Source organism: Mucilaginibacter sp. KACC 22773 (assembly GCF_028736215.1).
Lineage (GTDB): Bacteria > Bacteroidota > Bacteroidia > Sphingobacteriales > Sphingobacteriaceae > Mucilaginibacter.
The window spans coordinates 3,441,180-3,462,623 of record NZ_CP117883.1; the positions used below are offsets into that span (position 1 = coordinate 3,441,180).

13 protein-coding genes are annotated in these 21,444 nt (G+C 41.9%); 4 read left to right on the plus strand and 9 right to left on the minus strand.

The annotated features are described in order from the left end of the window. Nucleotides 1-14 precede the first annotated feature (14 nt). Nucleotides 15-2,447, minus strand: coding sequence for a hypothetical protein (locus PQ469_RS14370; RefSeq protein WP_274213583.1), 2,433 nt, complete (start codon nt 2,445-2,447; stop codon nt 15-17). A gap of 594 nt (nt 2,448-3,041) precedes the next feature. Here PQ469_RS14370 and PQ469_RS14375 point away from each other — a divergent pair. Together PQ469_RS14375 and PQ469_RS14380 are read left to right on the plus strand one after the other, a co-directional pair. Beyond that, nucleotides 3,042-3,824 (plus strand): helix-turn-helix domain-containing protein, encoded by a 783-nt coding sequence (locus PQ469_RS14375; RefSeq protein ID WP_274213584.1) that lies wholly within the window; start codon nt 3,042-3,044, stop codon nt 3,822-3,824. A 78-nt stretch (nt 3,825-3,902) separates the two neighbouring features. Then, entirely contained in the window at nt 3,903-4,361 is a 459-nt protein-coding gene (locus PQ469_RS14380; RefSeq protein WP_274213585.1) for a YybH family protein, read from the plus strand. A 322-nt stretch (nt 4,362-4,683) separates the two neighbouring features. On the opposite strand, the gene PQ469_RS14385 is transcribed toward PQ469_RS14380, so the two are convergent. From PQ469_RS14385 to PQ469_RS14395, 3 genes are all read right to left on the minus strand, one after another. Further along, nucleotides 4,684-5,391: a hypothetical protein gene (locus tag PQ469_RS14385; RefSeq protein ID WP_274213586.1), complete on the minus strand. Its 708-nt coding sequence runs from the start codon at nt 5,389-5,391 to the stop codon at nt 4,684-4,686. A gap of 16 nt (nt 5,392-5,407) precedes the next feature. Next, complete coding sequence (locus PQ469_RS14390) at nt 5,408-9,103, minus strand: DUF6443 domain-containing protein (protein WP_274213587.1); 3,696 nt, start codon at nt 9,101-9,103, stop codon at nt 5,408-5,410. Between the two features lie 64 nt (nt 9,104-9,167). Further along, a complete protein-coding gene (locus PQ469_RS14395; protein WP_274213588.1) occupies nt 9,168-12,983 on the minus strand; it encodes a PKD domain-containing protein in 3,816 nt (1,271 codons plus the stop codon). Between the two features lie 628 nt (nt 12,984-13,611). Between PQ469_RS14395 and PQ469_RS14400 the strand changes: the two genes are divergently transcribed. Then, the gene (locus PQ469_RS14400) at nt 13,612-13,926 is read left to right on the plus strand and encodes a hypothetical protein (RefSeq protein ID WP_274213589.1); all 315 of its coding nucleotides are present in this window, start codon (nt 13,612-13,614) and stop codon (nt 13,924-13,926) included. Between the two features lie 157 nt (nt 13,927-14,083). Here PQ469_RS14400 and PQ469_RS14405 read toward each other — a convergent pair whose 3' ends face one another. The 3 genes from PQ469_RS14405 to PQ469_RS14415 form a co-directional block, all read right to left on the minus strand. Then, complete coding sequence (locus PQ469_RS14405; RefSeq protein WP_274210414.1) at nt 14,084-15,067, minus strand: ISAon1 family transposase; 984 nt, start codon at nt 15,065-15,067, stop codon at nt 14,084-14,086. After that, nucleotides 15,060-15,347 carry an ISAon1 family transposase N-terminal region protein gene (locus PQ469_RS14410; protein ID WP_274210413.1) on the minus strand — a complete coding sequence of 96 codons (288 nt, stop codon included), beginning with the start codon at nt 15,345-15,347 and terminating at the stop codon, nt 15,060-15,062. The genes PQ469_RS14405 and PQ469_RS14410 overlap by 8 nt, the downstream gene beginning before the upstream one ends. Before the next feature lie 661 nt (nt 15,348-16,008). Then, nucleotides 16,009-17,700 carry a sodium:solute symporter family transporter gene (locus PQ469_RS14415; protein WP_274213590.1) on the minus strand — a complete coding sequence of 564 codons (1,692 nt, stop codon included), beginning with the start codon at nt 17,698-17,700 and terminating at the stop codon, nt 16,009-16,011. A gap of 349 nt (nt 17,701-18,049) precedes the next feature. On the opposite strand from PQ469_RS14415, the gene PQ469_RS14420 reads away from it, so the two are divergent. After that, nucleotides 18,050-19,090: a LacI family DNA-binding transcriptional regulator gene (locus PQ469_RS14420; protein ID WP_274213591.1), complete on the plus strand. Its 1,041-nt coding sequence runs from the start codon at nt 18,050-18,052 to the stop codon at nt 19,088-19,090. Nucleotides 19,091-19,365: 275 nt separating this feature from the next. Here PQ469_RS14420 and PQ469_RS14425 read toward each other — a convergent pair whose 3' ends face one another. Then, nucleotides 19,366-20,586 carry a PAS domain-containing sensor histidine kinase gene (locus tag PQ469_RS14425; RefSeq protein ID WP_274213592.1) on the minus strand — a complete coding sequence of 407 codons (1,221 nt, stop codon included), beginning with the start codon at nt 20,584-20,586 and terminating at the stop codon, nt 19,366-19,368. Between the two features lie 109 nt (nt 20,587-20,695). Further along, the gene (locus PQ469_RS14430; RefSeq protein WP_274213593.1) at nt 20,696-21,109 is read right to left on the minus strand and encodes a helix-turn-helix domain-containing protein; all 414 of its coding nucleotides are present in this window, start codon (nt 21,107-21,109) and stop codon (nt 20,696-20,698) included. Between the last annotated feature and the right edge of the window lie 335 nt (nt 21,110-21,444).

Genomic DNA, 21,444 nt, shown 5'->3' on the forward strand with positions numbered 1-21,444 from the left:
AATGGTTAGGAAGCCTATAAAAACTGGATCGTCGCCGCCTGTAGGCTCTTATTGTATTTCAATAAGCCCAACTTATAGGATGTGGCCACGTTGGAGTTGTGATTCGAGATCTTGGTATTCAGATTTTTTGAATCTGAAGATACCCCGGAGCCGTTCATATTGACAATATTGGTCCCGTTTTTCACCATGGTACCACCTTTATAGGTAGCCAGTTCCAGCTTAAAGTCCCCCGAAGTGGCATAGCCATACCATACAGCATATAAGCCTACCTGGATAATATTAGGAGCGTTCGGGTAAGTATTTATAAAGCTCTTGATCCCGATTAACACCCCCTCGACTCCATCAGTGCTGGTATTGTCAAAGGCCCACCATAATTTGGCATCCTGTTCCGGAACCGTACCTATGGGGATTGTCCGGTTATTATTGGCATTATTATTAGCCCAGCCGATATACTGGCCATCGATATTCGTACTATTACCTTCGAAACCGACCATGATATCCAGGTCATCACCGCCCGCCAGTACCCAACTATATCTCACCACCATAAAATCGAATTCCGGGAGGATGATCGTACTGTTGTCGACAATGCTGATCTGCCTGACCAATGGATCTGAGCCGGCTTTAGTCGCAGTAATTGTGGCATTACGGTCATCTCCCGGTGTATTATTACCTGCGATCGTCAAAGTCGCCCCGGCGAATACGCCCTCTGTACTCGTGAAGGTATAACTGCTTGTAATGTCATCGTGTGCGCCGTTGGAGTAGCTGCCGATCACTGTATAGGTATTGCTGCTACCTTCCTTCACAATCGCCGGCCCGGATATCACTATAGATACATAGGTCGATTTATCAACGATATTGATCTGTTTGGAAAGAGAGTCCGACCCGTTTTTCGCAGCGGTAATCGTTGCTGTGCGCGAATTCCCGGCTGTATCGTCAGACGGAATGGAAAGCGTCGCACCGGAAAACGTTCCATCCGAGCTCGTAAAGCCATATTGCGCCGTCAGGTTGAGTTTAAGCCCGTTATCGTACGATGCCATTACACTGTAAGCCGCGCTGCCCCCTTCGTTAACCGTATCCGGTCCGGTAACGACCGTTGATTGCAATACCGGTGTCGCCGCGGTAATCATATTGGTGGCCACATGGTACGTTAACTTAAGGATAGATAGCAGGTCATCCTGTAGATGACTGCCCGTCGCGCCCGGCCCGGCTATGCTGTTATAGGACACAATCCCGAGAGAGCTGCCCCCGGTAACCGTGGGAATATAGCTGCCGCTCTGCCCCTGCATGGCCATTACCGTGTCCGGACTCTTTAAGGCGTAAGCGCCCGAGATCTGGCCGGCGGCCGATGCCCTGCCCATGAGCTCAAATTCAAAGTCCGGCTGACTGGGGTATTCGGCCAGCAATTTGGGTATATTGTATTCGAAGCGCCAGCTCAACCGGTTCCCGGCCTGGGTGATCAGGTCAGATGCCAGGATGTAAGCGTTTTGCGGGGCGGCCTCCGCTAAAACAAAATTTTTTCCCGTGTAGGCATTGAGCGAACCCTGCGCAACCGCCGGGCTGGAGATCCGGCCGATCACATCCATATTGCCGATATCGAAGATATCAACGACAAGTACGCCGGGCACCGGGGAGACATCGGTGATGGTGATCTGCTTCGTCAGCTGGCTGACCCCGTTTTTGAAAGCGGTGATCGTTGATTGCCGGGTATCACCGGCAATGCTGTTTTTCGCGGCGATAAAGCTGTTACCCAAAAAGCTGCCGTCGGGACATTCGAACACGTAATCTCCGGTGAAATCCACTGTTGTCCCATCTGAATAGGAAGCGATTACGATATACACCGCGCTGCCCCCCTCACTTACACTATCTGGCCCGCTGATCATCAATGATTCCAGGATACCAGGTGTGGTATCAACCACATTGACAAGTTTGCTCAGCGTTGGCGTGCCGGCCTGAGCGGCACTTATCGTTGCATTCCTGGAATCGTGCGTCATGCTGTTTAAAGGAACCGTGAATTTATTGCCGTCAAATGCACCATAGTCCGCCGTAAAAACATATCCATCGGTTTTATCCAGTACAGAGCCATCAGAGAAGTTAAGTAATACCAGGTAAGTGGCAGATTGCCCTTCTTTAATGGAAGCCGGCCCCGCGATAATGCTGTCCAGCGGAACTTTACAGGTACTGAATTCCAGGGTTTTGATTCCCGACCAGCCGGTCGTCCCCAATACCCTTGCCCCGATGGAGTAGCCGCCACAATTCAGTGAGCCCGCGAACTGCGCTGTCCGCTGGTCGGCAACCAGCGCTCCGTCCAGGTACCATTCATAGGCCAGGACAGCAGCCTGATCCGCCGGCGTATCAAAAAGGAGCGAAAAAATTACGGCAACGGACGGAAAATAGGAATCCCCGGTCAACGAGAATCCAGGCCCGTTTAGGCAAACAATATTAGACATTATGCAGGTATTAGTGGTAGACTTCTTTTGTTATAAGAACCGTTTCAAAGCTTATTTATTATAATAAAGTTAGGTTTTATTTTTATTGCTTATTATTATTTTACTATTTCTTTTATGTTAAATCAGCATTCACCCCCGGGAACTATTCGCCTATGTTCGCGAATCTGACTTTTTTTCCTTATGTACGCAGTTAGCTTAAAAAAATAAATTTTCTTTCTAATTAATCTCCGGGGCCGTCAATTCCGGCTTTAAACCGCTTCAATTACAGGCTCCCGGATTTTACTTTATAGTTAAATATTCCATTTCTCAAAAATAATTTTCTAAAGCTATAGCATATTATTTTAAATAACAATAGGTGTTTTCACCGTATTTTAATTTTTATGTGCTGATTCGGCAGCACCGCTTGCTTCGCCTTGCAATTTCTTTTTCAGACAAAACAAAAATACTAATATTATTAGCAAAGTCAAATTAAAACGTTCAAAAAACTTATCCACATTAAATGGGGTGCCTAAAATATCACCAAGTAAACGTAACTTAGGGTAAGAAAACGACAAACGACCGATGCGGTATGCAGAATTTCGTCCTCAAGGCATTTTGAAGCATTACATACAGTGTTATTTTGTGTGCGGATCTGATATTGCTGGGTTCACACAGGACAAGGTGTTTGCAAGCGGGCATGTGGAAATCATGTTCAATTTGGGGACATTTGGCTTTCAGCAGATCAGGGACGGCGGGCTGGTCAAACAACCCGGCATCCAGTTATGGGGACAAACCATTCTGCCTTTTACTTTTGCTGCCGGCGGCAGGCACGAGATGTTAGGCATCCGGTTTTTCCCCCATACGGCTGCGTTCTTTTTTGAGGAGCGCATAGCAGCATTTAATAATCAGCTCATCGATTTTGCGGAAATCGGCGGCAAGGCCGCGCTGCTGCTGCATGCAAAACTGATGGAAACCGGCCGCCTGGACCGGCGTATAGCATTGGTGGAAGAGTTTTTACTGTCCAGGCTTTCGCTTTCGGAAAGGAAACTCGGCAAAGCAGCGCTGGTCAATAGTATCATGCGCGAATTAACCGAGGATGATTTTTTTGAAAATATCAACGCTATTGCCTCGCGGTATGGCGTTTCATCACGTTATCTTCAAAAGGTGTTTTTGAAGTATTCCGGCCTAAGTCCTCATCTTTTCAGCAAGATAGCCCGGTTTCAAAAAAGCCTGCATATGGTCGTTGAAAAAGAGATCCCGCTGACTACCATTGCACACGAATGCGGGTATTTCGATCAATCCCATTTTATCAAAGACTTTAAGTTTTTTACCGGCTCGGCACCTTCGAGGTTTTCTCCTGAAAGTTCTACCGATCTGTCCGCCGCGCTTCCGAATTAAAGTGTTCCGATTTTTACAATTTACCCTCCTTGTATCCGGATAACTTTGGGTCATTATTCCATTAATCAACCAAGGTCCATGAAAACAAAACACATGTTAGCAGCAGTAATCGGGTTAACTTATACTATTGCCTGTAATTATTGCGCCGCCCAGGCATCCGGCAATCCCGCCAGGAAATCTATTGAAAAAAACAACAAGCTTTATGTTGCGCTATTTACAAGAGCCGACAAATCTATTGTCAATTTATATACGGAAGATGCGGCTTTGTTCGCCCCGAACATGTCTCCGATAGCCGGTAAAAAAGCACTGGTAAAAGATTTTGATGATACCTTCAAAGCAGGAAAAGTAAAAGGTGTTCATTTCCAAACCATAAATGTATATGGAAACGGCGCCGAGTTCCTGACAGAAGAAGGAAATTGGCGGGTATTTGGCAGGGACGGCAAAACTATTGATGAGGGCAAGTATTTAAAATTGTGGAAACTGACCAAAAGCGGATGGAAAATTTTCAGGGATGCTTTCAATAGTAATCATAAATAACTGTAGCCTGGGTCACTGCATAAAAATGGGTAACACGCTACAGGGCACTTTGCGCGGTGCAAGCGGCGCGTCAGGCAATAATTAATTTAGTGATGATGTAATTATAATAATTCGTTTTCGGCTAACTCTTCCCAATATCAGTGCGGCGGACGGGACTCGAACCATTATCCTCTATACTTAATTGTCTACGATTTGATGTTTTATAAATCAAATCCAAGAGGTAACCGAATAATTTATTAAAAAAGGGGCTGACACAGTTTATTTTACAGCCCCTTTTCAACATAACATTTTTATTCATCCATTTTAAACAGGCTCTTGTTTATTATAATTCCTTTTTTAGTTTTTCAAATAATTCGATATCTCGTTTTCTTCTAAGGATAATTTGCAAATATAATGATGCCCCCATAATTAAGGTAAATGGTAAAAATTTTGAATAATATATAATATTCATCACGATAGCGGCTATAAATAACCCGGTTAGAATGATTAACGCTGTAATTCCTCCTTTAGACGCATAAAAGGGCGGATTTAACAAAATCTGTTTATTGAAGGAATATATTTCCTTAAAAACAGCAAGGCTTACATTGCTGTCCATTTCCGATGTATCTTCTTTTATTTTTTCTTCATTAACAAAAGTGCATTGAAACTTCGTTGAATCCTGAAAAAACAATTTTAATGTCGAAGTTTTTTTAGATGTGGAGCTTAAAACGCAGGATTGTATATCTTCGTATTTAAAATGATGCTGTTTTTCAAGCATTTCTGTTTTGTAGTTGAAGATTTCCAATAAAACAAATTCATCATCGAACGTAAATTTAATTTGCTTTAAAAACTTTAATCTCAAAGGCTTATTGAAAACAAGCGGGGCAACGATAAAAACAAAGAATCCAAGTACTGCTAACAGTGGAGACTGAAATTTAGATGCCAGTGAAATAGAGAGATAGCCTCCGAACAACATATATATAAACAGTAACAATGCGAAAATTTTAACATACGAGATTGTTGAAGTGATATTTCTTTTATCTAATTTCATGAGCTAATATAAAAAATTATTTCTCTTTACTATGGGCTTCTTCATAAGCATTCCAGGCATCCCATCCTAAGGTTATCGCAGCCACTCCCAATTCCAGTCCAATTGCCGCTTCTCCGATTCCAGGAATTGCTATCAGCACCAAATTGGCTACTCCAAGTGTACCTGAGACCCCATCTTTCCAGGTTGCCTGGTGATTATACAAATGAACGCCAACGGTAGCTAAACTAGCAACGGCTCCAACTCCACCAACAATTCTATTGTATTTAACAAAACTTTCGCCGGCATCTTTTATAAAGGTTGTAATTGGCGTTGTTGTGATCCCATGGAAATCCGTAGCCAAGGCGGTCGCATCAAAAGCGTGTGAGTATCCCTCAGGTATTTCACCTCCCTGTTCAGCTTGATCAAGCATGTTATTTAAATACAATAGTGTAAGCAGGCTAACTTCGCCTATGGCATTTCCGTTTTGAGTTGCTGAAATGGCTCCCTGATTACCCTCAACATAGGTAGCATTGATGAAGCTTCCGTTTGCTGCAAAATTTATATCATATCCGTGATAGGACCCAAGCTGGCTGTAGATACTTACGCTATTGCCTGCCTGATAAATTGTTGTACCAAACCGCTTTCCATAAGCTTCCAAAGCTGCCGGATCCCCTGCCTGAGCTGCCGCCAACAGGTCATCATCGCTTAACGAACTTGGATCATTGGATGGTCCGTCTGGATCTGGAAGAGGCGGTTGAGGTACTATAAACGGGCCGTTGGGATTTTGATTTATCGTATTGCCCATAGGGTCATTATTCATCACAGGGTTATTTCCCGCATACTGGTAGCTTGTAAGGCTTTCGGCTGTTTCAGCGTTAGGATCAACAGCTACAAATCGGGATAGTGCAGCATCGTAATTGCGGTAGCCCGTTTGGTAGTAGTCCGGCAAATTCGCATAGTCATTTTGCCATTCGCTCCCCCCGTTGTACAGGCGCCGATTAGGAACAGTTGGAATTGTAACTGTACTGACAGCCATATTTAACCCAAATGCATAATAACTATTTTCTTGTACTATTTGAATGGCATCACTCCCATTATCCTGAAAGCCGAACCTGGCATTGCCTTGCTGGTCACTAATAATGTATTCAGGTTTTAGCTGTGTAGCGCTCACGTAAACTACCCGCCCTTCAGGCATGGAAAAATAAGAAAGTGTATTGTTTACATAAACATAGCCATCTATGTAATCTGTCGTAGTCCCTAACGTTCCATTATCATATTGCTGTTTCCGGAGTAACTTTCCAACCGCGTCATATGTATAATAAATGTAGCGGTTAGCAGATGTAGTAACTGTAATCTTATCAGTCCGGTTTAAAACGTTATAAGCAATCGACAACCCTTTATAATAATCATTCGTTAAATTGCCATTTCCGCTAATATCATATCCGTAGCCTGTTGTACTCCCGGTTAAGTTCCTAAAACCATAACCTGTGTAATTGGCCCCCGATCCGTCAGTAACACTTTGCAACTGGTTGGGGTTGGCAGCGCTATAGGTATAGGTTAGGTTGTCTACCTGATTATTGGAACTCCCGCCGATAGTGGATGAATTCCGTTTTAACGTGATTAGATTACCGTTTTCATCATAGGTAATTCCCGATTCGTCAAAACCATCTGCATTTAAGCTGAAAGTACCTGTATTTCCTGACAACCGTTCCGCATATACGGATTGGGTTAACCTATTTAGCGGATCATAAGTATATTTATAGCTTCGCTCATTTGTATTTACGTTACTATTGTTTTTTGCCATCCATTTAATTCCGGTGATACGGCCAGAATAAGACGCCGTATTACCAACATTAGCATCTACCTTATCATACAGCAAATTCATGCCGAACAGATCATTAGTTTCGCCGTTGGAATTGATTGTTCCGCTGTCATTGGTAAGTGTGCTGTTATTAATACTTAACAATTGGCCCCTGATATTATACCTGTAGTCCACCGATTGTAGCGGATTGGGATTCGGGCCCAGGCTCTTCTTTACCAGTTGGCCTAGCTCATTATACGCATAAGTAGCTATATGAATTACAGCCTGAGCATTATATTTTTGATCTATAGCAGCGACACGGGTATTATCGGGATCATAAGTAAAGGTCGTCAATATCGTATTGGTGCCTGCTGTTCCGGCCGCTGTTACTTTTATAACTTTCGACTGTATTGTTTTACCTGTAAAATCCGGCACATAAGTTTTAGAATCGGTTAAAGCCGTGATACTGGTATAATTAAGCTGGTTGTTGCTTTGCACCTGTATTACATTGCCATGTTTATCATAAAAAATCACGCTTGTGAGCCAAATATTGCTCAAACCACTCCCAACAGACCTTTTGCAGATAATCGTAGGCAGTCCTTTTGTGTATGTTGTCTGCGCGGCCTCACCGGTCAGGCCCTGAATTGCGTAATTGAAATCAGCAACATAAGAAGCATCTTGATTTAAGTCATAATCATCAAAATAAGCATACGCCAGCGGGCTGATATTAGCAGTAGGAAATACATTGTTAGTATAATAACCGCTATTGATTGCAGTACCGCTGCGGCTTTCAAACCACGTTGTACCATAGCCAGTTAAACCAGATACATATTGTTGCATTAATACCCGCGAAGTATTGGTTGCATCAGTATAAATCCCCTGGCTGGCTGCCCTGCCGTCCGCATCATATTTGATGTAATTCCACTGATTTGTTTTACGCAAGTTTCCGTCTTGCATTAGAACAGGCCGATTGAGCGGATCATAAACCATGTATAATACTGCTGACCCAGGGACAGTTTTTTCAACCAATCGCCCCATTCCATCATAAACAAAAGTAAAAATGAGTTTATTAACACCTGCTTGTGAAAGCAAATAGCTATGCGTTGTATAAAGCATAATTGCTACAGCTTTAGGGGGCACGATATAACTGATTAGTCCTGCATTATTGTAAATGTAGTAGGTATCAAAATAGGTTTCAGTTATCCCGTTTACGGTTTGATTGGCTAGCTGCCGTTTCAACACGGTGTGCCCGTTGATATCCTTAAAAAGAAGCGTTTCGGCTCCGTCAGCATCTGTAAGATCACTCACTGATAGCGTATTTGCCGAATAGTTGTTATTATAACTACCGTCAACTCCCCAAAGTATTACATTATCGGCAGAAGTATTTGGCCGGTAATTAGCGGAGGTATAATGCTGGGTCGGTTGGAACCCGTCCCCAACAGCTCCTTCTTTTAACAATCGGTGTAGGGGACTGGATTCAAATACGCGCTGACTAAAAGGGGAACCATCAGATGCGGTCTTTGTACCTGTTCCGTTGGAATAAAACGTCAGCAAATCCGCATTTGACGCGGCCCTAAAGCTTCCTGTGCCATCGGTACCGGGATAGGGAAGATATTCATAAGGTTGATTTCCCGTCGCGTCATAAGCCGCTGGCTGTATCAGGTCCTTTCCAACGGGGCTGGCTTGAATGTTAACGGCTTGAATAGTACGGCCAAGGCCATCCAAATACGTGCGCGTTGTTGACTTTTGCCCGTTAGTAAGTGCTAAAACCTGATCACCAGTGGTGACATTTCCGACCCGCACGGTAGTATTTTCCTCGTATGCTTTATAATCGGTAACGGCCTGAGCGTAACCTGTTGTTACAATAGAAAAAGATATGGCAAACAAAAAAATAACCCTTGTGAGAATCAGCCGAATTTTTAAAACAATCATGGACTTTGGATTAGGTTGGTTGATGGTTTAATAATTTTAATTAAGAAGTCTTCTACAAATCGCCTTACAAGCCGCAGGTCGCAAAGTCTATTACAAAAGCAACTGTTGATGCCGTTGTGTTTCGCATATCACCTGTAAACGTAAAAATGGGATTTGTTGCAGAATTTGGATAGCATGTAAAAGCAGAGCCAAGCTGATAAGTAAAACTTTTAAGGGTGCTGGATGTGCCAGATGTTGAAACTTTTATTGTGTATAAGTCCGGAACAACCTTTGCTGTTCCTGCCGATAATGTGGCAGTGCTGAATGAATAAATAAGATATGAACCTTTGTAAAAGCTGATGTTTGTTATTGATCCGCCGTTGGAATTATTGGAATACACTATTTTAACAGGCGTGGATCCCGTTGCAACCGAGACGTTGTAAGTCGAGGTAAACTGACCATACCTTACGGATGAAGCTGTCAGGGTAACGGTATAAGTGCCGGCTGCCGAAAAAGTATGGATGGCATTGGTGCCTGTTGCCGTTGTTCCATCACCAAAATCCCATGAATAAATCAAATCGTCAACCACGAAACAACCATTAATTGTTGTGTTATTGGTAAATATGAATGGATCAGGTTGATACAGGCCGCCGGTAACTGAAAATGAAGGCTGGACTATTACTGTCGATAAGTCGCTTTTCCGTATATAAGACTTGCTTTGAACAATTTGTTTGTCCTGATCATATTTAAAAAGTAGCCGTCCATATTGGTCGTATTTATAATAGTTAGAAACGCCATCAGTATTCGTTTCTGCGGTCTTGAAATGCGTGACATTATCGTAGGCATACGTAGTTACCTGTGCGATTTCCGGATAAAATAAAACATCATCAATGCTTATAGCCGCATTGCTTGAAAAGCTAACAGAAAAACTTGCGGCTAAGCTTCCTGTCGGTATCCTCATCTCACGATAGACCCATGCCCCGGATGAGTTAATAAAAGTCATCGGGTAATTGACCGTCGTTCCACCACTTGTTATCGCTAAGGTTATAGTTCCTGTACTCGCGGAGTTTAACCAACAAGAAAACACATAGTTTTTTGTCTGTTGATTACGGATGATGGTACTACTTAATGAGCCGCTAGATTGTAAGCCCAGGGCATATAGGCCGGTTCGGCTCGATGTGATGGTGGCCGCTCCGGTAACACTGAAAATATTTCCATTTGTCGAATTTTCAAAGTCATTATAAGCCATCTCATTATAATTAACATGGTCGGCCATTAATGTTGGCTGGTTCGAAAAACGGTTGGTTATTACGGTTTTGAAATGCTTATTATTATCGTTAACACTGGTTAAATTCCCTGCGGCGTCATACCAAACGTAATTTTGAGTGGGTGTATACCGCGAATCGTATACAGTGGTACCGGAACTCACGGCCAATGATGCAAAATTTGTAACGCCATCTACTGCAACAAATGAAAGCTTTTGGTTTGGCAGATATAACGTAGCTGTAGACGGAATAAAACTATTAAACTTTATCAGTTCTGCACCAATGGTTTTTACTACGCCATTGCGTTGTACATTAAATATCTTTTCGACAGGGACATTTATATTAAGTGCCTGAAGGTTTTTTATGGCTAAAAGATTCGCATCTGTTGTGCCGGGAATTGTATAGTCTTTAATATAGCTGATGTTTTGCGTATTTATACTTCCGTCGCTATTGGTCGAACTTATTTGAGTAACTAATTTATGTTGCGTGCTTGAATATGCATAAGTGGTGGTTGAAGCCTGACTTTGTGCCTGTGTGTTTGAATCAAAAACTTTTTTTGTCGTTGAGGCGATTAGTTCGTCACATGATGTATAAATATTATACTTCGCATAAGCTACACTTGAGAGATTATTATCGAATCTCAATGCTGTAATAATTGTCGGCGATGCCGTTCGAATATAGCTGTATGCTGTTTCGGCAACTTCCTGTCCGCCGTCATTAAATTCTGTTACTTTACTTAGACGGCCCCGCTCAAAATCGTAATTCGTATTGGGAGCAAATGGGTATGAATAAATATCATTTTTGGTAAAATCAGCATTGGCGCAATTTGTTCGTGCTATATCATTTATTGTTGATGTCCAGTCAGGGCTTGCGCTTATCGTCCAATAATTGACAGGTGACAAGTATTCGTACAGCGTGCTGCCTAATCCTGTTTGACTCATCTTGACTTTGTTATAAACAATCGATTCGTCTTCTGCGGATAAATCGGTCTCAGACCTCGCTGTTGAATAATTCCACAAAACGGCATTTGTGCCTGTGCCTGTATAGGGTATTGCAAACGAATATAAGGGCAAAGTCAAAGGCCTGCCTGTCGATATATTCGTCGCCGGATCTGTATAGCTGTAATTTTTAACAATGTTATTTGCAGTACTAAGCCCATCATAATCAGTAATTTGTTTAATCCTTATACCTCCGCCTTTTACAACCGTGTTTGATGGTGCATCCAGATAATCATTCGACTCATAAACTATCGAAGTAGTACCACCGCCAGAATATGTAATCGAATTTAAAGTTCCGGCCATAACGTTTGCCGGGTCTGCAGCCCGGGCTGCTCCCGTAAGGGATATGGAATAATCGCTTCCAACTGTTCCCGAGGCGGAGTTCTGATATCTTGGATAAGAGCTATTTGAGGGGTTAATATTCACAGATGGCAACAGCGTGGTATTCGCCTGACTATTGCTATAATAGCCCCAATAATCTACCTGTTTGGTGCTGGTGTCGGGCAAAATTGTAGTTTGATTTCCATAATACCCAAACTTGTATCCCATAGGATAGTCGCAAGAAGATTCAGAAACTGAGGCCAGGAAATTCCTTATCACTATATTACCGCTGCCGACAAAATATGTATAACGAAAATTTATATTTCGGCCAAATCCTTGAATATTTGAAATGTTATAATTGTTGCCATTCGTATTATTGGCATAAGTAAATGAAAGTGTATTATAACCGGCATCAAGAATTTCTGAAACCAACCCGGTGTTGGTATGTGACTCCGTAATAGAATATTGAAAGGCCCTTGTAGTTGTGCTGTTCGCTGCTCCTAAATTCAAGCTCACTGGGGTTGATGTTACCGAAGATTGACTCGGTGCAGTGTAATTTAACGTAACCTGATTACCGTTTACGTCCGACATACTGGTTAATGACCACTTCAGATTGTAATTTATGCCATTCTTATACTGATTATAAGCTGTTTTGAAAAAATTAACCGTATAGGTGCTATTAGTTTGCCTGGTAACTGTTTCAGTGACAGAAAAAAGATAGGTTATGCCCTTGTTATCTAGCACACTAATAGTATTAATCAAACCATTAGCATCGGTTGTGTATGTTATTTTTACATCCTTGTAAGGGATTGTCTTGATATTGTGATTGCTATCAAAAACAAACTGGCAAGACAAACCTGGGGCACTGACATTAAAAAGATCCGGTTCAGTATCTGATAAATCACCAAAATTAGTATTGATATAAGTTATATCCTGCGTTTCGAGTGAACACGTTTTGGTATTGTCGTTAGCAATCGAAAAGCTATTTATTTTTGTGCCGTCAGTATTGTATAGCCAACCTAAGCGCGCATTGCCCGCCAGGTCTTTCTTGCAATCGTCGGGTAAGCCGCGTAAGGTTCTTGTAATTTGTCCCCCCGCAACCAATTGCCAACTCATACCTGCATTATTTTCTCCATCTTTAATTTTTACACCAACCGTATTATAAGTAAGATAGACTGGTATGCTTACATCACCACTGGCCACAGTATAAATTGGTATGTTAGCAGTTGCTGTCCCGGTATAAGGGTTAACGTTTAAAATGTTTTTACTCTGTGAGAAGGCGGCACCATTAAAGGTAAATAAGCATGTTATTATCAAACAAGAAGTTCTTAACATAAGGATTTAAAGGTATTAGGTCGTGTATATATTTGTGTGTACAATAAAATCATTCCGTGGTTTTGGGCACTCGGAATAAAACAATTTTTTGAATACTAATTATCGCGTAGCTTCTTCATTTTTATGCTTCAATGTTTATTTATTATCATTGTTATAAATCTATTAAAAAATAATATCGGCATAATAAAATTATTTATCCTCTTCATGAAAACTTCATACTGGCGGCGGTTGATGAGGTTCCCTTCCAAATCATATTGTGCAATCGGTTTACAAAACGACATATTTTCTTTCAGTTCGAGCGGCCTGGCGTTTTCAGTTGTGGGAACAAATGGCCTCGTTTCGAAGCCCACTGTTGTTTTTCGCTTTTTTCACCGCCTGACATTTTGGGACTGCAGTTATATCCGTGTTACCATCTGTAGACTTAGCGTCAATTTTTCCTGTATCGCAACATCCGTGCGGCGGAATACAGAAACCTGCCGATATGGTTGATAATAGTGAAAGTACATACTATGCAACAGGCGATAACGCGGTTACAGATGCCATAACTTTTAACCTTGGCAAAAGAAAAAATTTTTCGTGTTAATGCTCGGGAAGCTATCGGATTGGGCCATTGCACGACCGCCGTTCTGTAGACCATTCATCTAATGGAAAAGATTGGGCTCCTATTCCAGAGGCAGCCGGCAAACATATTCTTATGGTTCCCGGTGCCGGGCTGGCAGAGCCGTTTGCTTTGCCCGGCAATATCCTTTTCAGACCATACAAAAATCAAATTTTGAAACGCTGGAAAACCTATCCTCATCAGATGAGAGCCTGGCATAAAGGCATCCAGCTGCTTCCGGCTCATGAATCAATTTTCCGGCATTGCCATTGTCCAGGGACAGGTTCAAAACCAAAAATTATGACAACTATTATTCAAAAACAATAGGATTAAAATTTAAAAGGTTAAAAGATGATGTCATCTGTTAATTTGGTACATTTTATTTGTAACTTTTTTTGTACAGGAGGAAGTAAAATAAACGGTGTCAAGGGTTGCCTTGAGCCAATGCTTTCGGATCAATCCGAAAAGTTGGGGGATAAAAAAGTCAGGCATATATTTTAGCAAGTCTGAATAAGAAGAAAGAAGTATCTCTTACACCTCTTAAAGATGCTCTAAAAGCTTTGAGCTTAGCATTGAAAGATTCTGCCGAGGCGTTGGTACTTCTGTTATCGAAGAAGTTTAGGATAGATTCATAATGCGATTTGACAGATCTTGCAACGGTTTTAAAAGATTCAATTCCTGCATCTTCTACATCATTATACCAGATTGCCAGTCTTTTAAACGCCTGCTGCTTGTCTTTACAGATAGTGAAAATCTGCCCCAGCCGGACTGACAGGTTGTAGGCTTTGAGCAGCAAGGGATACCTTGGAAACAACAGATCAGCTCTTTCTTTCTGTGATACAGTCCACTTAGATGGGTGTTTAAATAGCAGATACCTGCTTCTGGCCAGTAATTGTTTTAAAGTATCCCCGTTGCTAAATACTTCAGGCTGATAGCTTTGCTTGTTTTTTTTAGCGTCCTCTATTGCTTTGTTCTCTTGCTCTAATGCTTCCCAGCGATATTTGATCCTTGCTTCCTGTGCAGCATCATAGGCCAGCTTTTGTACATGGAACCGGTCAACAACACGCACAGCATTAGAAAAGCACCTGCGGATAGCCTTGATCATGTTAGCAGCCATATCCATCGTCACTTCCTTAACTTTATTCCTTTTACGGACAGGTACTCGCTCCAGTACAGCCATAATCTGTTCGGCCTGTGTGCCTTTTATCATCGCTACGATAGCCTTTTTACCACCTTTGGCTTCTTTATTGGTAACAATGGTATACAGTTCTCCGTTGCTTAAGGCGGTTTCATCTATACTCAGGTAAGGGCCTATATTATCTGCAAACAGCATCCACTCCTCTGCATGCCATTTCTGACCCCAGCTGTGAAAATCACTCAGGTGATCTTTATATTGCTGACCGAGCTGCTTGCCGTCCACCTCATATAACTTGCCTAACAAATGGCTGCTAATAGGATGATTATCCAAATATACCTTTTAAAAAAGTGCCGAATTCTGTAGTCATCCGCGCTCCCTTCCTTACTAAATCCCAGTCTCTTGTAATGATCTCACCACTTGCTTTTACTTCCCATCTGCGTCTTTTGATACAAAGCGCTACTTTATGGCCACGAATAGGAAAATCCTGTATGGCCGTTTCCGGTAAGAAGCCCCTGGATTCCAGTTGTGGCTTCTCATAACCTGATGGAGCAAGGTTCTTTTCTTCCAGGTAAATGTTCAATTGCCCGCTCTCAGATGAGCGAACATCCATAAGTTCAAAATATTCTAAAAGACCTTCAGGTAAGATTAAACGGACAAGGGTTTCGTATGCTGCTGTCAAGGGTATTCGTATTTGTTATTCCTATCCCCAAAACAAATACTTTTTTTACTCCCCCACAATTATTTTGCTTGATCCATTTTAATGAGTTGATCTTATCATTGGGCCGCTTATACGCTTTCAGCCAGGACTTCAACAGCTGATGCGTGATAGGTTGCTTCGCGTTATTCGCTATGGTTTGCTTGATACCCATAAAAAATTACATAGTTACAATATTTGGCAGATCAAGCGATGCTGCCCGCCCTTAATCAACGATGCGGGTTTTAACGCCCCGGATACAGACGCTTAGCCAGTTGCGCAAAACGCAGCCGGGTACCGGCTATTTATAATTTCATCTTAGGCCCTTTTCGTTGCTTTTTTTCCGGCGCATCCTCTTGGTCTGCGCTTGCTTTTGATCTTTTTTATTCTCATTCTTTAACTCAGGTTTCTTATAATGTTCCAGTTGCTGTACTTCGCCTTTCCAGTTCGTCAAGTTCACCCGATGCTCAGCCGGGTTTGCCTATAAAAATCTGTCATGTTGGATTTTTCACACACCAATTCATAAATATCTCATCATAACATACAGTCTTTCGCGCCCCTCTTATATACCTATTAACTACCAGAACCGCACGTAAATAGCCGACAGAAACAACAATATTACCGCAATAAGCGCTATCGATGACGACTTCAATTTAAACATACCTTTATCAACTTCGATAGATTTTGCACTAACCGCGGGTCCAAATAAGCTTACTAAAACCATCACCCCAAAAGTTGTCAGGAACGACCAGCCAAGGCATATGAAAAAGGGAATTTCGTAAACACCGGCTGGGTTTATAAACGCCGAGTACAACCAGGTTTCGGACCCGAATACCTTAACCGCAAACTGGTTGAAAAATACCGAAGCCGCAAAGCCAGTTAGGATGCCTATGATGGCAGCCTCGCCGGTGGTGCGTTTCCAAAACATACCCAATAGGAATGTTGCTAACACGCCCGGGCTCACGAAGCTACTGTATTTTTGAACAAAGGTATAACCGCCTTCGCCACTGATACCCAACATATCATTCCAGGTAAAGGCTACGGCAATTACAAGGCTGCACACAATCGCTATCCTGCCTACCCAAACCATATTACGCTCGGTAGCTTTGATGCTCATATAGTTTTTATAAACATCCAGCGTAAAAATGGTAGATATACTGTTTACTTTACCTGCAATAGAGGCCACAATTGCCGCCGTTAATACAGCCAGTGATAAGCCCTTTAAACCCGAAGGCAAAAAGGATAATATAGCCGAGTAAGCGCCGTCCTTTTTGCCGCCAACAAGCATTGGCAAATCGCCGTGTTTGTACAATACAAAAGCTACAATGCCCGGCAGCATTACAATAACCGGCATCAGGATTTTAAGCAAACTGGCAAACAGGATACCCGTACGGGCTGTATGCAAATTGGCTCCCAGTGCACGTTGCGTTATATATTGGTTACAGCCCCAATAGTTTAGGTTGCTTATCCATTGCCCACCCGCGTACATGGCAAAGCCTGGCAGAATTAAGTATTTACTTATCGTTTCAACAGACGCGCCATGAGCAGGCTTTTTAAAGATGAGGTGGAAATGATCGGGCGAATCTTTCAGGATGAGTTTTAAACCGGTAAGCGCGTTTTGACCGAAACCAAATTTGTCGCTTACAATAGTTAGCGATAAATACGTAATGGCAAGCCCGCCAATAATGAGCACCGCAACCTGTACCACATCGGTATAACCAACCACCTGCATGCCACCAAGGGCGATGATTACTCCAAATATAGCCAAGCCAATCATAATCTCGTGCAAATACCCGCCGCCAAGCAGGCCGTTAATAGCCAGTGCACCAAGGTATAGAATGGCTGTAAGGTTGATAAATATGTACAACGCCAGCCAAAATATAGACATCACCAGCGCCACTCCGCTGTTATACCTGTCTTTCAGGAACTGCGGCATGGTGTAAATTTTATTTTTGATATATACCGGCATAAAAAATACCGCTACAATAATCAGCGTGGCTGCGCCCAGCCATTCGTAAACGGCTACGGCAATGCCTGCAAAAAAACCATCGCCGCTCATGCCTATAAATTGCTCGGCCGAGATATTGGACGCGATAATGGATGCCCCTATAGCCCACCAGGTAAGTGACCCTTCGGCCAGGAAAAAGCTGTGCGAACTGGAATTAGTTTCTGCTTTTTTACGGCGATAAACCAGGTAACCATAAACGGAAACCAAAACGAAATAAGTAAAAAATACGATCAGATCGCCTATGGAAATATACTTCAGCATGTTTGTTTTTGCAATGGGAATTAGGTTATACCCGGTTCAATTCTCAAATCTATAAAATAAAATGGACTGACAATGGTTTACGTTTATCAAATGTCAATGATACAGCTGTAGTAAACTATTTAATACCACAATAGCTACTAATACATCCCGACAAGGTGTTTCTTTTAACTTGCTCATAAGTTTATAATTTTATTAAAGGAAATGTAATTGGTAAACAGTTCCTTATGGCTATAAAATCCAAACATGCTTAATTACTACTATACATTTAGCAAAATCATATTATTTATTTGCTTAAACGTTTAACTAAATTAGCACCCTTATTATATCAGATAATTTGCATTTAACCATTATGGCCGATACCCCCAAAAGCGACAAAGTAGATATGAAGACACTGGCCAAAGTGCTCAATGTATCTATCGCCACCGTATCAAAAGCCCTTAGGGATAGTCATGACATCGGCCCCGAAACAAAGCTGAAAGTAATTGAAGCTGCCCGTAAGCTCAATTACGTGCCCAACCCCTATGCCAGTAGTCTCCGTAAAAAAGCCAGCAACACTATTGCCATTATTATCCCCGAAATTGCCGACAGCTTTTTTAGCCAGGCCATCAACGGTATTGAAAGCATAGTAGCCATAAAAAAATACCATACACTGATTTACCTTACCCATGACAGTTACGAGCGCGAAGCCTACATGTTTGGCGAACTTGCCAGCGGCCGGGTTGATGGGGTAATTATGTCAGTAGCCAGTAATACCGAAGATACCGACCACATTAAAACCCTGCAGCAGGCAGGCGTGCCCATTGTGTTTTTCGACCGGGTTTTTGATGACCTAAATTCGGTAAAAATTACTACCGACGACCTGAACAGTGCATACACAGCCACTAATCATTTGCTGGATGCAGGTTGTAAAAACATCTCGCTCGTTACCATCAAAGGTTACCCCTCCATCCTATCGGCCAGGGAACAAGGCTATAAAAAGGCGCTGGCCGAACGGGGCATCCAGCCAAAGGAATCGGGCATGGTTACCTGTTCAAATAAATATAACAACGAAAATGTTGAAGTAATAAAAGAACACCTTACACTTCAAAAGCCGGATGGCATTATCGCAACGGTAGAACACCTGGCTACATCAACCTACCTGGCCTGCAATGAATTAAAGCTAAATATCCCACGGGATGTTAAAGTGGTTTGCTTTACCAACCAGATAACCGCCCCCATCCTAAACCCGCCACTCACAACCATTTTGCAGCCCGCATTTGATATGGGCAAAAAGGCCGCACAATTATTATTTGATCATTTGGCCGGCAAAGCTGTTGAAAACAATAAAGAGATAGTTTTACCCTCAACGCTGGTGATCAGGGAATCTTCAATTATTGAGTTGTTGAATTAGTGAATTATTGAATTTTTCAGATTGGGAAGATCGAATCAAAATTAAGCTATACGACTTGAATTGAATAAACTTATCTTCCGAATTGGGCGATGCCTGCGGCCCGGGCTGTCTGTTCATACGCCTTCAAGGCGTTACACACGGGCCGGTATCCACGCCCATCCCTATCGCGGCAGATCATCACTTAATTTTTCTGATTATAACTTAAATCAAAGTACGGCTTGGATATCATCGTTTGCCAGCGCAGCAATCATTTTATTTTCTTTGATATTTTTCAGTCAGACAGGTAAGCTTTGCTTTAATGGAAGTTGAATTCTGAAGGTTGTTCCTTCATTCTGTTTGCAGACAAATTCGATGTTTCCATCCAATAGCTCAACATATCTTTTTACAATATTGAGTCCCAAACCTGTACCCTGGATGTTTCCTGTGTTACCAGCCCTGAAAAATCTTGCAAATATGTTAGCTTGTTCGGCTTCCGGTATGCCAATGCCCTGGTCTTCCACGGTTATCGTAATATCATAATCCGTTACAGTGGTCAGCAGCTTTATTTCCTTTTCCTCCGCTGAATATTTGCAGGCATTCGAGAGCAGGTTTAGCAATATATGTTGTATAATTTTTCGGTCTTCTTTAATTTCGTTGTTTCCGGTATGGCTGTGGTGAATTTGCTGGCCTTTTTTCTTTGTTGCAGACACTTCCTCCATCATATCCTCGCAAAGCCCGGGAAGATCGAAATTTGCCCTTTGAATTTCCACATTCTCGCTTTCCAGTTTTTCAATAGACAGAAATTCATCAAGTATAACTACCAGGTTTTTAATGGACGACTTGATACGTGTCAAATACCTTTCCATCTTCCCCGTCTCTCCCAATTTCGCATATTGTCCAATCAGCGTCGTACTCGACAACATTGAAGTCAAAGGCGTCCGAAATTCATGTGAAGCCATGCCAATAAAACGGGATTTCATAATGCTAAGTTCCTCAGTTTTGGCCAACTGTATTTCAATCTGGTGTTCATGTTCTTTTAGTTTAGTTATGTCGGTTACCATAGAGAGTAAATGTTTGAACCGGAGTTTTTCGTCCTTTATTACCTTTGACTTTATAAACGCAAAAAAAACAGCGCCATCCTTTTTTTTAATTTCACATTCCATACGTCCCAATGTCCCTTCTTCAACGGCAATGTTCATGTGCCGGTAGAAATTGTCCTGATCGCGTTCTGTATGGAGAAACGTAGAAAATGGTTTGTTAATAAGCTGCTCTTTATCAATTCCCAATTGAATAGATGCCCGCACATTTACTTTTTCGATAATGCCATTCTTATCCAAAATAAAATAGCCAACCGGCGAAAGTTCAAACAGTTCCGAATATTCTAAAAGAGCAGTGTTGAGTTTTTCCTGTATTTCAAGTAATTCCGCATTTTGCATTTGCAGCTCTATCTCATGCACGCTTAGTTCATGCTCCAATTCGTTAGAGTTTGATTTTCCTGTCCGCTGTATTAAATTCACTTCTGCCTTTTTGCGTAGTAAAGGAAACTCTTCATTTTTTTTGCCCTGGATTTGCTCATATTGCTCAACGGCCTTAAAATAACAAACTTAATTTATCTTTAATTTATCTTCAATTTCTCCCCGCCTGGCTCAATACCTCATTAAATTTTTCGGGCAGGGTAATATACTTATCCATCCAATAATAAGTGGCATCGCGCGGTTGCCCCTTACCCAGCAGGCGTTCAAAACCGTTATCTGCATTTAAAGAATTGGTCCGCCTGGCAAATGCATCAGGAAAATCGTTTGAAAAATCGTGATCTATCACAAAACCTATCTGGCAAGTAATATCTAAGCTAAATCTTTTCGTTTCAAACCAATCGTACAGTGTACGCCGGCTAACATTTAGCTTGCGGGCAATTTCACTAATACCCATATGGTCTTTCCTTTCAAAACGTTCAACAGCATGTCCGTAATGCGAATCTTCGCCAATTGTACTCCCATTATTAAAATAGTCATTTACGAAGTAGTCTTTAGCCCTGATCATTTTATAGTACTTAGGTTAAAGTTTACAGTGTGAGAATTTTGTATATCAAAGTAAATTTGTTTAGCCTGAAAACGATTGCATCGGGGGCAAATACAATTTTAAGTTTTTTGGTTAGTAATAATTTAGGTGTCCTCAGTTTGTTAATATCCCGGCAGCCCTTAACCGGGCGATTTAAAAATAAAAGAATTAGAACAACAAAACGACCTTTTAAAGCCCAAGTAACAACCATAAAAAGCCACAAAATGAACTAATTAAACTTAAAGTTAAAAACAAAACATCGGTTTCTCGGCAAGCAAGCTTCGTTGATGTACTAGGCGATATGCCTTGATATTTAA

Excerpts from the sequence above, each read along its gene's own strand:
- PQ469_RS14370 (WP_274213583.1), bottom strand. The coding sequence starts at position 2,447 with ATGTCTAATATTGTTTGCCTAAACGGGCCTGGATTCTCGTTGACCGGG.
- PQ469_RS14380 (WP_274213585.1), top strand. The coding sequence starts at position 3,903 with ATGAAAACAAAACACATGTTAGCAGCAGTAATCGGGTTAACTTATACT.
- PQ469_RS14385 (WP_274213586.1), bottom strand. The coding sequence starts at position 5,391 with ATGAAATTAGATAAAAGAAATATCACTTCAACAATCTCGTATGTTAAA.
- PQ469_RS14390 (WP_274213587.1), bottom strand. The coding sequence starts at position 9,103 with ATGATTGTTTTAAAAATTCGGCTGATTCTCACAAGGGTTATTTTTTTG.
- PQ469_RS14410 (WP_274210413.1), bottom strand. The coding sequence starts at position 15,347 with ATGGATGTTCGCTCATCTGAGAGCGGGCAATTGAACATTTACCTGGAA.
- PQ469_RS14415 (WP_274213590.1), bottom strand. The coding sequence starts at position 17,700 with ATGCTGAAGTATATTTCCATAGGCGATCTGATCGTATTTTTTACTTAT.
- PQ469_RS14420 (WP_274213591.1), top strand. The coding sequence starts at position 18,050 with ATGGCCGATACCCCCAAAAGCGACAAAGTAGATATGAAGACACTGGCC.
- PQ469_RS14430 (WP_274213593.1), bottom strand. The coding sequence starts at position 21,109 with ATGATCAGGGCTAAAGACTACTTCGTAAATGACTATTTTAATAATGGG.